Below are 14559 nucleotides of genomic sequence, written 5' to 3'. Positions count from 1 at the left end.
TACACTCAATATTTTTGGGAAGAAAATTGAAAGAGTATAAAAGCTTAATAAAATATTCAATCATTTTTATTGAAAAGATAAGTTATTTTTTGCCATAAACACTTGTTATTCTAATAAATATGTTTTCAAGCATTTCAATTTCAAATTTAATCAAAATACTCTACTAATTATTTTTTAAATCCACTTTACAGCATACAGAAATTTTTTTGCTTTATATTACTGTTTTTATTTAAGCTGCTGCTTTAGGTTTGATCAAGCCATCAGAGACAAGCAATTCAGCAATTTGAATTGCGTTCAGCGCTGCTCCTTTTCTCAAATTATCAGCAACAACCCAAAAAGTTAAACCATTTTCAACAGTAATATCTTCACGAACGCGACTAATAAAAACATCATTTTCACCGGTGCATTCATAAGGTGTGATATAACCACCATCTTCACATTTATCGATAAGTTGGCAACTTGGTGCATCACGTAAAATGGTTCGCGCTTCATTAGCGCTCAACGGTTTTTCAAACTCAATATTAACAGCTTCAGCATGACTGATAAAGACAGGAACTCGAACAGCAGTAGCTGTTAATTTGATCCTTGGGTCAAGAATCTTTTTTGTCTCAACCATTACTTTCCATTCCTCTTTAGTATAACCATCTTCCATAAACACATCTATGTGGGGAATGATATTAAAAGCAATACGTTTGGTGAATTTTTTTGATGAAATTGGATCAGCAACAAAAACCGCTCTTGATTGCTCAAACAATTCATCCATCCCCGCTTTACCAGCTCCAGAAACTGATTGATAGGTGGAAACAACAACGCGCTTGATAATTGCAGCATCATGGAGAGGTTTTAAAGCTACAACAAGTTGAATTGTTGAACAATTAGGATTAGCAATAATATTGTGTTTAGAAAAACTACCTATAGCTTGTGCATTAACTTCAGGTACAATTAAAGGAATATCAGGATTATAACGCCAAGTAGACGAATTATCGATTACCACACAACCAGCTGCGCCAATTTTGGGGGCGTATTCTTTAGAAACATTTCCTCCAGCAGACATAAGGCATAAATCTGTATCAGAAAAATCATACGTATCAAGTGCTTTTACTTTTAAAGTTTTATCGCCATAAGAAACACTTTGCCCTAATGAACGGCGTGAAGCTAAAGGAATTATTTGACTTGCAGGAAAACCTCGTTCTTCCAAAATTGTTAACATTTCACGACCAACGTTCCCGGTTGCACCGACAACTGCAACTTTAAAATTCATTTTTCTACACTCCTATTCTTTTCCACTGTACAAAACTAACACATCATCAACCTTTTTTCTTCATATTGTAACTAGGAAAAGATAAGTTAAGTTAAGAGGCATAAAATAATCTTTGCGTTGTTTTTAAGCCCAATTCAGTGCTACACAGTGATTTAATTGATCAGCTACGTATATATTTATAGTGATCATAACACTATAGCGGCTTCACTTTATCATGTGCTGTTTTTTTTAATTTTTGAAAATAAAAAATCTTGAATGTTATATATCAAACTATACAAATACCCTTCTTGACGAGACCTCAATTTATTGAGTTCCTTATTTTTTGTCAATTGTTGTACTTTAAGACTTTTGAATAATGACTTTACGTTAGCGGTATTATTCATTATACTAATAATTTTTTCATTTAACTATTCAAATATGAAGCTATATATAGATTATTTTCAAGATTTTTTGCATCTGTTTGGAATTTTCCAGTTATTTATGTTGGTAGTCAGAAAAAACAATCAAAAGCTTTATTTTAACTTAGTGCACAAAGTTAGCTCATTTTCAATCATAAACACCAGACTTAATTCTCACATTTTTGTATAATAATGTGTAATGGAGAAAAAATATAATCTTACTTTTACAAAAATGCTCTTTTATAAAAAAGCGTATAAAAATTGATTAAGAAAAAATCTTTACAGATGTCAAATTGATCTGCAAATTACTTTTCAAGAAGAAATAAAAAAGTATTTATTTTTCATCTGATTGTAGAGAACGAGCTTCTGAAGCAAGCATAATAGGAACACCATCACGAATAGGATAAGCCAACTTCGCTTTAAGTGAAATTAATTCTTGTGTTTTTCGGTTTAAGGAAAGTGTCCCTCTCGTAATTGGACAAACAAGCAATTCAAGCATTTTGGGATCAGTAATCACTTTTTTCATATTTTCAGATCCATTAATTTAAACAATGATATATTCTCTTTTTGTTTCATAAGTAAAAGCTCAGTTAAAGTAAGAAGAATTTAGATACGGTTTGTAATATCTGGCGCTTCCAACTATAAAATTTAAAAGATATAAAAAAAGCACACTGCTTTATAGATAATATTTATAACACTTAAGTTTTAGATAAAGCTTTGTAACTTATCTCAATCCCACTATTTAATATTATTAAGCTTTATCATTATGATTGGATTATTGCTAAACGGTATAATGTTTCTTCAAAGTTTTTAATTGTTTTTTTTTAATAGTCCTCGTACTTCTTTGTGTTGTATTTTAACTAAGCAATTATAAAAAAGAATCTATATAATTTCAAAGTCTTTAAAACAGCTCATGTATATCAAAAAACTTAAAATTTAGGGAATACTAATCAATTTGCTAATGACAGTGTGAAAAAGATAGAATATATATAAAGATATGTCAGAAAGAGCATTATTATTACTTTCATTCTTGTGTGTAAGAAAGCAAAACTCAAATTTTCATATTTGTTACCAAAAGGGGAAATGGTCTATAATTTTAAAAAACTATAAGGGCCATAAAAAGCTTATTTAAAAAGCGGCTAAGTCCAATGCCAGAAATTTAAACATTTTTAGCAAATCCCTTAAAATTACGGCAAACAAGAATAGAAGTTACTATATCACATAGTGATGGTGCGACTTTGGAGAAATTATGAATACACTATCGCAAAAACCTGAAATGCCTTCTTTGAAAAATCTTCCCTTGCATGAAGTGCACAAAAAAGCAGGGGCAAAATTTGGTCCTTTTGCTGGTTGGATGATGCCTTTAACTTATCCTCTAGGAGTTTTAAAAGAACATCTCCACACTCGCGCTCATGCCGGCCTTTTTGATATTTCTCATATGAAATTGATTGTTGTTGAAGGGCCACAAGCAGCTGAATTTTTATCCTACGCTCTTCCTGTAAATGCTGCACTTTTAAAAGAACGCCAATCACGGTATAACTATTTACTTAATGAACAGGCTGGTATTCTTGATGATCTTATTCTCACTCGTTTAGGAAGTCACCGTTTTATACTGGTCGTTAACGCAGGTAATGCACAAGCTGATCTTGCTGAACTTAAAAAACGTGCTACTAACTTTAGTTGTCAGGTAACTGCACTGGAAAGAGTACTTCTTGCTCTTCAAGGTCCACAAGCCGCATCTGTTATGGTTGATACAGGTTTACCTGGTAATGAATTATTATTTATGCAAGGGTTTGAACCACAGCAAGATTGGTTCATAACACGTTCTGGCTATACAGGAGAAGATGGTTTTGAAATTGCGTTACCAAAAGATCAAGCCCACGAATTAGCGGAGAAATTGCTTAATGATCACCGTGTTGAATGGATTGGTCTTGCAGCACGCGATAGTCTTCGGTTGGAAGCTGGGCTGTGTTTACATGGTAACGATATTACATCTGACATCAATCCTATTGAAGCTGCATTGACGTGGGCTGTTTCCAAAAATGTTCGCGAAAAAGCCAAGTTTTATGGAGCAAAAGCTTTTCTTGAAGCATATGAAAAGGGGCCATCACGCTGTCGTGTTGGTCTAAAACCGCAAACTCGTCAACCTGTACGCGCTGGTGCAGTTCTTCTTGATGATAAAGGTAATCAGATTGGAGTAGTAACATCGGGGAGTTTTGGTCCTTCTTTTAACGGTCCAGTAGCGATGGGCTATGTCTCTGTTGATTGGAAGGATGAAGGAACAGAAGTATTTACTGAATTGCGTGGTAAAAAGATTACATTGTCTGTTCACTTGCTCCCTTTTATTAAGCAACGTTATTTTAAAGGGTAATATTCTATGTCTAAGATTTATTTTACACAAGATCATGAATGGCTCAGCATTGAAGGGAAAGTAGCCACTATTGGAATCACGCATTATGCTCAAGAGCAGTTAGGTGATTTGGTTTTTGTTGATTTGCCACAAAGTGGAACACAGCTTTCCAAAGGAGATTCTGCTGCTGTTGTAGAATCGGTTAAAGCAGCTTCAGATGTTTATGCACCTATCGATGGTGAGGTTATCGAAATTAATGAGGCATTGGCAGATGATCCTGCGCTGGTAAATCAAAAAGCTGAAGAAGAAGGTTGGTTATGGAAAATGACGCTACAAGATGAAACACAACTTGATGAGTTGCTGGACGAAAATGCTTATAAAGCGTTGATTGGATAAGTATTATGCAAGAACGTTGTTTTTTTTCTCGGCATATCGGAATTCGACCTGATGAAATACAGGAAATGCTAAATATTTTAGAACTTGATTCAGTTGAAACATTGATCTCTCAAGCTATACCTCGCTCTATTCATTTAGAGCATCCGCTTGATTTACCGCAAGCGGCAAGTGAAAAGCAGGCTTTAGAAGAATTGTTTAAGATGATGGGGCGCAATCGTTTGCGCAAAAATTTCATTGGTCAAGGTTATTATGGAACGTGTGTGCCATCTGTTATTTTACGCAATCTTTTTGAAAATCCAGCTTGGTATACTGCTTATACACCTTATCAAGCAGAGATTAGCCAAGGTCGCTTAGAGTTATTATTTTATTTTCAAACATTGGTTAGCGAATTGACAGGTTTGCCTGTTGCTGCTGCTTCGCTTTTGGATGAAGCAACAGCCTTAGCTGAAGCTAATGCAGTGGCTTTCCGCTTTGCACGTGAAAAAAAGACAAAAATTTCGATTCAAAATTTATTACATTCTCAGACTTTGAATGTCATTCAAACACGCGCTGAAACACAGGGTATTCACATCAACACGCATGGTGAAATTTGTGCAGATACAGCAGCTATTGTTTTGTCATGGCCAGACACAAAAGGTTGCTTTAATGATTACAGTGAGGTCATTAAAGAAGCAAAAGCAAAAGGAGCGCTGGTAATTGTTGTTGCTGATCCTTTGGCACTTACTATTATGGAGCCGCCAGCAAAGTGGGGTGCAGATATTGTTGTTGGCTCTATGCAACGTTATGGTGTTCCAATGGGGTTTGGTGGTCCTCATGCGGGCTATCTTGCAGTGAGTTCTGCTTTAACACGTTTGATTCCAGGGCGTATTGTTGGTCAATCAGTCGATACAAAAGGCCGTACTGCTTTTCGCTTGGCATTGCAGACTCGTGAACAACATATTCGGCGTGATAAAGCTACATCAAATATATGTACAGCGCAGGCTTTATTGGCTAATATGGCTGTGGCTTATGCTGTTTGGCATGGACCACAAGGTTTACAAGCAATTGCTAAGAGGATTCACCACTTAACATGCCGTTTTGTTAATGGTTTAGAGGCAGCAGGTATACGTTGTGAAAATCAACACTTTTTTGATTGTGTCAGCATTTTTGTTAAGGGAAAAGCTCAAGAAATTACGGCTCAAGCAAAAACGAATGGGTATCTTATTCGTGTTCTTGACAATGATAGGGTTGCAATCAATTTTGATGAATTATCAACAGAGGAAGATGCTTGTACTTTAGCACAGCTTTTTGGCGCACAACTAGCAGACCAATCTGATTCAAAGCTTTTGGGTAAAGAGCGTGATGCTACTTTTCTTTCACAACCATTTTTTCGTGCGATTCATTCAGAAACAGATATGATGCGCTTTTTGCGCCGCTTATCAGATAAAGATTTAGCGCTGGATCGAGCGATGATTCCACTTGGTTCTTGTACAATGAAGCTTAACGCAGCGGCTGAGTTAATACCTGTAAGCTGGTCTGTAGTCGCTAATATACACCCTTTTGCTCCTCAAGGAGACGAAGAGGGTTATCAAGAAATAATCAGTCAGCTAAATGCGTGGTTGTGTGAAATTACAGGGTTTTCTCAAGTTTCTTTTCAGCCAAACTCTGGTGCTCAGGGTGAATATGCTGGGCTTTTGGCTATTCGTCGATATCATCAATCTCGTGGCGATCACCAACGTAATGTTTGTCTTGTTCCTGCATCTGCACATGGTACCAATCCAGCTTCAGCCCATATGGCTGGTATGAAAGTTGTTGTGGTTCAATGTTTAAATGATGGCGATGTCGATATTAATGATCTTAGAACTAAAGCACAATTGCATAAAGATTGTTTGGCAGCTTTGATGATCACTTATCCTTCAACGCATGGCGTTTATGAAGAAAGCATTAAGGACATTTGTGCTATTATTCATGAAAATGGTGGACAAGTTTATTTTGATGGAGCTAATTTAAATGCGCTTGTAGGTCTTGCACGTCCGGCAGATATGGGAGCCGATGTTTGTCATATGAATCTTCATAAAACATTTGCAATTCCTCATGGAGGTGGTGGTCCGGGTGTTGGACCGATTGGTGTAAAAGAGCATTTAAAACCATTTTTGCCTGGTCATGAACAACATAAGACAACACATGCAGTTTCTGCAGCTCCTTATGGAAGCGCTTCTATTCTTGTTATTACGTGGATGTATATTCGGATGATGGGAGCAGATGGTTTAAAATATGCAACGCAAACGGCAATATTAAATGCCAATTATATTGCTGCACGTCTTTCAAAGACTTATTCTATTCTTTATCGGGGCAAGCATGGGCGTGTTGCCCATGAATGTATTGTGGATACACGTTTGTTGAAAGAAGAATATGGGGTTAGTGTCGATGATATTGCAAAGCGTTTAATAGACTATGGATTTCACGCACCGACTATGTCATTTCCAGTTCCTGGAACTTTGATGATTGAACCAACAGAATCAGAGCCAAAAGCAGAGATTGATCGTTTTTGTGATGCTTTATTATCTATTGCTGAAGAAGCTAAAAAAATTGGTGAAGGGGTTTGGCCAAAGGAAGATAATCCACTAGTAAATGCACCGCATACGTTGGCAGATACTTTGGATGATCATTGGAAGAGGGCTTATTCGCGGAAAGAGGCTGCTTTTCCTAATCACCATGTTGATCCAGCTAGTAAATACTGGCCACCTGTTTCACGCATTGATAATGTTGCTGGCGATCGAGCATTAATCTGTTCTTGCCCGCCAGTAGTAGCGTATTAAATATCATAGAAGTCTACTTATTTTGTGGGTTTCTAGAATTATTTATTAACAGTAAGTGCTATCAAATTTTGTTTTGTCAAAATTAGTTTTTCACTTATGTTATTACTGATGAATTAGCTATTTTTTTCTTTTTAAGATATAAATATTTGAAAATTCTTATAAATTAAGTTGAAATTTTAATGCTAATTCTATTGGATAAAAAAAGAGCAAGAAGAATTCAACAACAAATTAGGTTCTCTCTATTCGTTTAGTAAGTATTTTGATGCTGAAAAGCTGGTTAGCTTTCTTATGAATTAGCTAAATTTGATTTTATAGAGATAAAGGGGAAGTATATCCTTATAGCTCTTGAAGGAGCTATGTTCGGGTTACACTAGTAGCACTGTTTTTTCTAAAATGATATTTTCATAAATTAATTTTATTGATAACTTTTCGATGGCTTAAATATAAATGCGCTTACAACGAGCACCAAGAGAAGAAAGAATTTCGTGAGGAACAGTATTTGCATCTATAGAAATATCTTCAATTTTTTGATGCTCTCCAATGAGTTCTACCCAGTCACCTCTTTTAGGTTTGTCGTGTTCAATGTTGGTTGCATCAACAATTATAGAATCCATAGAGATTCGTCCAACGATGGGAAGTTTGTATCCTTTGAAATAAACAGAGCCTTTGTTAGAAAGATTGCGTAACCATCCATCAGCATAGCCAATAGAAATGGTTGTAAGAATACTTGGTCGGTGGGTAATAAAGCTTCCTCCATAGCCTATTGGTGTACCTTCTTCAACACAGCGACTTTGAATAACTTGAGCTTTAAGTTTTAAAACAGGTTTGATAGGTATTGTATGTTTTCCATGGGAATTAATGCCATAAAGTGCAATACCTGGACGAACAAGGTCAAAATAAAAATCTGGACCAAGGAAAATTCCTCCAGAATTAGCAAGCGAAACTTTACACGCAGGTAATTGTGCAAGTATTTTTTTTATGGTGGTTAGTTGTGTGTAATTAGATGAATGCGTGCAATCATCTCCATTGGCAAGGTGACTTATAATATATTTTATATCTGCTATTTCGAACAGGGTAGGGTGCTTAATAAGTTGTTGTAATTCTTTTTGATCAAGACCTAACCGATTCATATTGGTATCAATTTGAACGATTGCTGGGAATCTTGTGCTCTTTTCTTGACAAAGCATTTGCCAATTTTCAATTTCATGCCAAGAATTAAGAACAGGGACAATACCCGCTTGCGCTACAAATTCTTCTGAAGTAGGTGGAAGCCCACTGAGAAGGGCAAGGGTAACATTAGGTGGTAAAATGGCTTTTAATTGAAGTGCTTCTTTAATTTGGGCAACAAAGAAAGTACGACAACCAGCTTGATAAAGCGCGGGAGCAACTTTTTCAACACCTATCCCGTAAGCGTTGGCTTTTACGACAGCTGAACATTCTGTAGGAGCAACATGCTGAGCTAAAGCTGTGTAATTAGCAACAATGGCACTAATATCAATAATTGCGACAGCTGTATAAGGGAACAATGTTTTTGTGTCATAATCAATAGATGTATTCATTGTAAAATCTTAGCTGTGTCAATAATAAACACAAGGTCTTTTTGAGTTGTTGCTTGTATAAACTCGGGCAAAAAATTCAACTGTTGTTTTTATTTTTGAAGTCATATCGGATTATATATAATAAAAACAATCTTTTGAAATAAAATGTTTGGCGTTAATATGATCAAGAGAAATATTATTTTCAATTTGTATTATGAGGTTATGTCAATAATTAATGCAAGCAAGCTATTTTTTGCTTAAATGCATATTTTGAAAAACAAAAAATATTTCCTATAATTGTATGAACCTGTAGAAAGAGCAGAAAGCATTCTCAAGTATTATAAAGTATATGTATTGTTTATGGAAAATATTTTAATTGCTTTTAAAAGAAGAAATGAAAAGTTTTATTTTAAGGTTTAAAGTTGCCAATTTCCAAAATAAATTTTGGCAACAAGTTATGCTTGTTGTTGGTGGTGTGTTGACGCTAGCGATATGATGTAATTGAAATGATTTACTATAAGAGTTATCTGGTATGTTAGATATCTGTTTCAGATGTTTCTATTTGATTGGGTTAAGTTCTAGAAGTTTTAAAAGAGATATTGGCAGATGGCTGGCAACTATTATATCATTTGCAAAATTTGAGATTTAATATTCAATAAGGATATAAGGAACGATTTTATGAGTGTATGTACCACCAATGTTCAATCAAACATCAGTAGTGTTGCATCAAACTTTCCTATTCCTGATAATGTATTTGCGCTTACCGTTCAGGAGGTTTGCCATTATACGGCTCATTTGTTTAAATTTCGTCTCAACCGGCCAGAAACTTTTCGCTTTCGTTCAGGCGAATTTGTTATGATTGGCTTACCGAATGCAGAAAAGCCAATTTATCGTGCTTATTCAATTGCCAGTCCATTTTGGGATGAACAGCTGGAATTTTTTTCTATCAAAGTTCCAGGAGGACCATTGACCGAACATCTTCAAAAAATCAAAATTGGTGATACGGTTTTAATGCGTAAAAAGTCTACAGGAACATTGGTTCTTGATGCTCTTATTCCTGGAAAACGCCTTTATCTCCTTTCAACAGGCACAGGTGTTGCTCCTTTTGCAAGTCTTATTCGTGATCCTGAAACTTATGAGAAATTTTCTCAAGTTGTGCTTGTTCAAACAACACGTGAAAAAAATGAATTGACGTATGCAAAAGATCTTGTTGCATCTTTATATCAAGATCCCCTGATTGGTGAATATGCACAGCAGTTAAAATTTTATCCTATGACTACTCGTGAACCTTCAGAGTATATGGGGCGCATTACTAATGTAATGAAGAATGGTGCTTTTTTTGAAATGGCTGGTTTACCTAAAATTAATTCTGATGAAGATCGTGTAATGATTTGTGGTTCAATGGCAATGCTGAAGGATTGTGCAGCAATGTGTGAATCTTTCGGGCTTATTGAGGGGGCAAATAATGCGCCGGCCACTTATGTTGTGGAACGTGCTTTTGTAGGGTAGAAAAACAATTATATTACTACGTGTTATGAACACAGAATTTTGCAAATTATATAGGCAACAATATGAGCCTATTTAAGGATAAAAGGCGAAAAGCATTCTATTTTGGATACAAGGTAATTTTTCTCCAATAAAATAATATAATGAGTATAGTTTAATTTAAGCACAATATATAAAGAGTAAAATATGTAAAAGTAATATGAATAGGTCTTGAAATTGAATGAAACGCGGGTTATTGCAAGAATATGGAAAAGAATTTTAAAGTTGCTGCTCTTTATTGTTTTGCAGATTTAAAACATTATCATCAATTACAGAAACCTTTACTGGATTTATGCCAGGCAAATGGCATAAAGGGTACCTTGCTTTTAGCAAAAGAGGGTATTAATGGGACAGTTGCTGGTTCTTGTATTGCAATTGAGACACTGGTCCGTTTTATTACTGAGCAGCCTGCTTTGAAAGAGCCAGAACTTAAATATTCATGGGCCTCAAAAATGCCTTTTCATCGTATGAAAGTACGATTGAAAAAAGAAATTGTTACAATGGGGGTAGAGGGTGTTAATCCATTAGAAATTGTCGGCACTTATGTAGAGCCTGAAGATTGGAATGGCCTGATACAAGATAAAGAGACGATTTTAATTGATACACGCAATGATTATGAATATGCATTGGGTAGTTTTCAAGGAGCAATTGATCCTCGTATTAAAACGTTTCGTGAATTTCCTGAATGGATAACTAAGCATGAAGGTGATTTAAAAAAGAAAAAGAAAATCGCCATGTTTTGCACAGGTGGTATACGGTGTGAAAAGTCAACAGCTTATGTACGTGGACTTGGTTATGACCAAGTTTACCACTTAAAAGGCGGTATTTTACGCTATTTAGAAACAATACCAAAAGAAAAAAGTTTGTGGTGGGGTGAATGCTTTGTTTTTGATGAACGAGTTTCTGTGAGTCACGGCCTTGAAGAGTGTGGACGCGAATTGTGCCGTGCTTGTCGCTATCCTCTTAATGCTGAAAGCAAGTTGTCACCTCATTATGAAGAAGGTGTGTCGTGTGATACTTGCTATAATACACGCAGCGAAGCTGATAGGCAGCGTTTTCGAGAACGTCATAGACAGTTCCAGTTATCAAAATCACGTGCAATGTATTCTCATCAAGAGTAATAGTGATTGCTGTTTTAATATTTAAGATTTTTGTTTTTTCTTTTATTTTAAAGGAAAGGGCACTTTTAATATAGGCATTGGTTAGCCTATTTTTGTGCGTTTAATAAAGTGGTATATAAGCTGGTTTACGTTTTTGAATAAAGTGCATTTTTATCACTCATTTTTTTACCTGAAGATTAAAAAAATGATTGAAATAAATAAAAATTAGTCTTATACGCGACATTGCCCAAAGTCGCACGTGCCTGTGGGTGTCCACTGGTTCTCAAATGGTGAGATTAACCGGTACGGTACCTGGAACTAACCGCTCCAGTCATTCTTACGGCCAATCGAAAGAATGAGGACATCTTGAAGCAACGACGGTGCGGGCCTTTCTGGTGTCTTCCGGCTATTTAAAAATGCTGGGATAACTATAGAGGCACACCTCATTGCCTTCAGTGCGGAAGTTTTTGTGCAACTCCAATCAAAAAGGCAGACAAAGTGGAACAATGCGGTTTTCGCGCTGTTTCTTCATTGCATACAATGCTGATTTATCCTGATTATTTGAATAATCGGGATAGAAATGGTGGTTTGTGTGTATTTTGTCCTTTGGTTTAAAATAGGGAGGCTTTTGTCTTCCTTAAGGAGAATTGCAAATGACAACGCAACGTATTCGCGATTTTCTTTCAACACATCGCCCAAAAGGTCCATGCTTGATTGTTGACCTTGATGTTGTCCGTGAGAATTATTTAAATTTTGAAAAAGCTCTTCCTCAATCGCGTATTTTTTATGCGATTAAAGCAAATCCAGCACCTGAAATTTTAAGCTTGCTTGCTTCTTTGGGATCATCTTTTGATGCTGCTTCTATAGCAGAAATTGAAATGGCTTTAGAGGCAGGAGCAACAGCTGAGCGTATTTCTTTTGGAAATACTATTAAAAAAGAGTGTGATATTGCTTATGCACATACTCTTGGCATTTCGCTTTATGCGGTTGATTGCGTTGAAGAAGTAGAAAAAATTGCTCGTGCTGCACCAGGAGCTCGCATTTTTTGCCGAATTCTTACCAATGGTGAAGGGGCAGAATGGCCATTATCGCGCAAGTTTGGTTGTGTTCCTGATATGGCGGTTGATGTGCTGCGCCGGGCACACCAATTAGGTTTGCAGGCATATGGTGTGTCTTTTCATGTGGGATCTCAGCAGACACATTTAAACGCTTGGGATCATGCTTTATCGGATGTAGCTTTAGTTTTTGAGCGTTTGGAGAAAGAAGGTATTCAGTTGAAATTAGTTAATATGGGGGGAGGTTTTCCAACACGTTATTTGAAAGAGGTTCCTACAGCTCAGGTTTATGGTATAGCGATTTTTGATTCATTAAAAAAATATTTTGGTAATCGTATTCCTGAGACGATTATTGAACCAGGGCGTGCGATAGTTGGCAATGCTGGTGTTATTCGTACAGAGGTTGTGTTAATATCCAAAAAGGCAGATGGTGATAATATTCGCTGGGTTTATCTTGATGTAGGAAAATTTAATGGTCTTGCCGAAACTATGGGTGAGGCTATTCGCTATCCTATTGAAACAATTCATGATGACAAAGCAATGGAACCTTGTATTTTAGCGGGTCCAACGTGCGATTCAGCAGATGTCATGTATGAAAAAACACCGTATCTTCTTCCTTTATCTCTAACCATTGGAGATGAATTGTTAATTCACGGAACTGGTGCTTATACAGCGACTTATGCATCTGTTGCATTTAATGGTTTTGAGCCTTTACGCTCCTATATAATCTAAGCTTTTTATAAATATAGTATTTTTATAAAGCACACGATTGAAATGACAAAGGAATAAAGACCACGCTACTTAATAATCAGAACACAAAGTGCTTTTCATCTTTACAAGGTAAATTAGTGGTTTGGAGAGATATTAGTAGATAGCGGTGTTTTTTTGAGGAAGATGGTAAAAAAGGTTAAGATACTAAAAAGAATAGTCATTATAAAAAAGATATCACTAAAAGCCATGATTTGTGCTTGTGTGAAAACCATATTAAAAAGTTGGAGTAAAGAAAGACTGTGGGGATCAAAAGTAGCAGAGCTAAATTGCATGGTGAGATTTGAAAGCATTTCTGTTGCTTGAATATTTCCATGTTGGATAGTTTCAGCTGTTCGCCCGTAATGAAGGTTAGTACGTTGTGTCATAAGAGTGCTGATAATAGCAAGCCCCACTGCACCACCAAGATTTCGTGTTAAATTAAAAAGGCCAGAGGCATTTTTCATCCGTTCTGGTGGTAATGATCCAAAGGCAATATTATTAATAGGAACCATGCACAACATAACTGAAATGCCGCGAAAAATTTGTGGCCAAAAGAGTTCCCAAAAATCCCAATCGTCTGTAATGGAGGTAGTCAACCAAGTTCCCCAAGCAAAACTTGCAAATCCTATAGCTATCATAAGACGTGCGTCCATTCGTGCAGAAAGGAATCCTGCAAGAGGAGCAGTAAAAAACATAACTAGCCCCGAAACAAAAACTGCTTTTCCAATCATAAGGGCATCATAGTGACGGATTTGGCTTAAATAGACGGGATAAAGATAGGTAAGACCATAAAGACCTATTCCAAGCATAAAAGAAAACATCGATGCGATCGAAAAATTGCGATTAGAAAAAGCAGTGAGATCAACAATTGGTTCTTTTACAGTAAAGGCACGCCAAAAAAATATGCCAGCAGATAAGAGCATAATAATAAAAAAATTAAAGATCAAATTATTATTAAACCAATCATGACGTGCACCTTCTTCTAAAACATATTCTAAAGATCCTAAGAAGACTGCCATAGAAATAAGGCCCCACCAGTCAAATTTAGAAAGTAAAGATAGATCAGCTTTGTCAAAATCAATTAATTTCCAAGCTATAATTGAGATGATAATTCCAAAAGGCACATTAATAAGAAAAAGCCAATGCCACGATAAGGTATGACTGAGATAACCTCCCACTGTTGGGCCAATGGTTGGTGCTAGTGTTGCTACTAGCCCAACAATAGGTGAAATAATTGGGCGTTTAGAAGGAGGAAAAATTGTATAAGAAGCGACAAAAACACTGGGAATAATACCTCCACCAATAAAGCCTTGGAGTACTCGATAGAATATCATTTGTTCAATGGATGTTGCTGTGGCACAAAGAATA

The 14559-nt window shown here is 36.1% G+C and carries 10 protein-coding genes (1 of these 10 only partly in view); 6 read left to right on the top strand and 4 right to left on the bottom strand.

Translation table 11 applies throughout. The features are described from left to right. Positions 1-229: 229 nt before the first annotated feature. Together BBBE_RS05270 and BBBE_RS05265 are read right to left on the bottom strand one after the other, a co-directional pair. The gene (locus BBBE_RS05270) at positions 230-1261 is read right to left on the bottom strand and encodes an aspartate-semialdehyde dehydrogenase (RefSeq protein ID WP_010701511.1); all 1032 of its coding nucleotides are present in this window, start codon (positions 1259-1261) and stop codon (positions 230-232) included. A 732-nt stretch (positions 1262-1993) separates the two neighbouring features. Then, entirely contained in the window at positions 1994-2185 is a 192-nt protein-coding gene (locus BBBE_RS05265) for a Trm112 family protein (protein WP_010701510.1), read from the bottom strand. A 723-nt stretch (positions 2186-2908) separates the two neighbouring features. Here BBBE_RS05265 and gcvT point away from each other — a divergent pair. From gcvT to gcvP, 3 genes are read left to right on the top strand one after another with little or no spacing between them, the layout of a single operon-like run. Beyond that, positions 2909-4030, top strand: a complete 1122-nt coding sequence (gene gcvT, locus BBBE_RS05260; RefSeq protein WP_010701509.1) for a glycine cleavage system aminomethyltransferase GcvT — start codon at positions 2909-2911, stop codon at positions 4028-4030. A gap of 6 nt (positions 4031-4036) precedes the next feature. Continuing rightward, positions 4037-4405, top strand: coding sequence for a glycine cleavage system protein GcvH (gene gcvH / locus BBBE_RS05255; RefSeq protein WP_010701508.1), 369 nt, complete (start codon positions 4037-4039; stop codon positions 4403-4405). Positions 4406-4410: 5 nt separating this feature from the next. Continuing rightward, positions 4411-7203 (top strand): aminomethyl-transferring glycine dehydrogenase, encoded by a 2793-nt coding sequence (gene gcvP / locus BBBE_RS05250; RefSeq protein WP_010701507.1) that lies wholly within the window; start codon positions 4411-4413, stop codon positions 7201-7203. A gap of 437 nt (positions 7204-7640) precedes the next feature. Here gcvP and alr read toward each other — a convergent pair whose 3' ends face one another. After that, positions 7641-8762, bottom strand: a complete 1122-nt coding sequence (gene alr / locus BBBE_RS05245) for an alanine racemase (protein WP_010701506.1) — start codon at positions 8760-8762, stop codon at positions 7641-7643. Between the two features lie 657 nt (positions 8763-9419). Between alr and BBBE_RS05240 the strand changes: the two genes are divergently transcribed. The 3 genes from BBBE_RS05240 to BBBE_RS05230 all read left to right on the top strand — a co-directional run bounded on the left by BBBE_RS05240 (position 9420) and on the right by BBBE_RS05230 (position 13173). After that, entirely contained in the window at positions 9420-10250 is an 831-nt protein-coding gene (locus tag BBBE_RS05240; RefSeq protein ID WP_010701505.1) for a ferredoxin--NADP reductase, read from the top strand. 242 nt (positions 10251-10492) lie between these two features. Beyond that, positions 10493-11407 (top strand): oxygen-dependent tRNA uridine(34) hydroxylase TrhO, encoded by a 915-nt coding sequence (gene trhO / locus BBBE_RS05235; RefSeq protein ID WP_010701504.1) that lies wholly within the window; start codon positions 10493-10495, stop codon positions 11405-11407. Between the two features lie 632 nt (positions 11408-12039). Next, positions 12040-13173 carry a type III PLP-dependent enzyme gene (locus BBBE_RS05230; RefSeq protein ID WP_010701503.1) on the top strand — a complete coding sequence of 378 codons (1134 nt, stop codon included), beginning with the start codon at positions 12040-12042 and terminating at the stop codon, positions 13171-13173. Positions 13174-13286: 113 nt separating this feature from the next. On the opposite strand, the gene BBBE_RS05225 is transcribed toward BBBE_RS05230, so the two are convergent. Further along, positions 13287-14559, bottom strand: the 3' portion of a protein-coding gene (locus tag BBBE_RS05225) for a DHA2 family efflux MFS transporter permease subunit (protein WP_010701502.1). 299 nt of this gene lie beyond the right edge of the window; only the last 1273 of its 1572 coding nucleotides appear in the window; the start codon falls outside the window, past its right edge; its stop codon occupies positions 13287-13289.

This window comes from Bartonella bovis 91-4 (assembly GCF_000384965.1).
GTDB lineage: Bacteria > Pseudomonadota > Alphaproteobacteria > Rhizobiales > Rhizobiaceae > Bartonella > Bartonella bovis.
Note: the sequence above shows the minus strand (reverse complement) of the source record. Positions and strands in the feature narration are given on the sequence as shown.

What these genes read in the sequence shown, in the direction of transcription:
- BBBE_RS05270 (WP_010701511.1), bottom strand. Translation starts at nt 1,261, where the DNA reads ATGAATTTTAAAGTTGCAGTTGTCGGTGCAACCGGGAACGTTGGTCGT.
- BBBE_RS05265 (WP_010701510.1), bottom strand. Translation starts at nt 2,185, where the DNA reads ATGAAAAAAGTGATTACTGATCCCAAAATGCTTGAATTGCTTGTTTGT.
- gcvT (WP_010701509.1), top strand. Translation starts at nt 2,909, where the DNA reads ATGAATACACTATCGCAAAAACCTGAAATGCCTTCTTTGAAAAATCTT.
- gcvH (WP_010701508.1), top strand. Translation starts at nt 4,037, where the DNA reads ATGTCTAAGATTTATTTTACACAAGATCATGAATGGCTCAGCATTGAA.
- gcvP (WP_010701507.1), top strand. Translation starts at nt 4,411, where the DNA reads ATGCAAGAACGTTGTTTTTTTTCTCGGCATATCGGAATTCGACCTGAT.
- alr (WP_010701506.1), bottom strand. Translation starts at nt 8,762, where the DNA reads ATGAATACATCTATTGATTATGACACAAAAACATTGTTCCCTTATACA.
- BBBE_RS05240 (WP_010701505.1), top strand. Translation starts at nt 9,420, where the DNA reads ATGAGTGTATGTACCACCAATGTTCAATCAAACATCAGTAGTGTTGCA.
- trhO (WP_010701504.1), top strand. Translation starts at nt 10,493, where the DNA reads ATGGAAAAGAATTTTAAAGTTGCTGCTCTTTATTGTTTTGCAGATTTA.
- BBBE_RS05230 (WP_010701503.1), top strand. Translation starts at nt 12,040, where the DNA reads ATGACAACGCAACGTATTCGCGATTTTCTTTCAACACATCGCCCAAAA.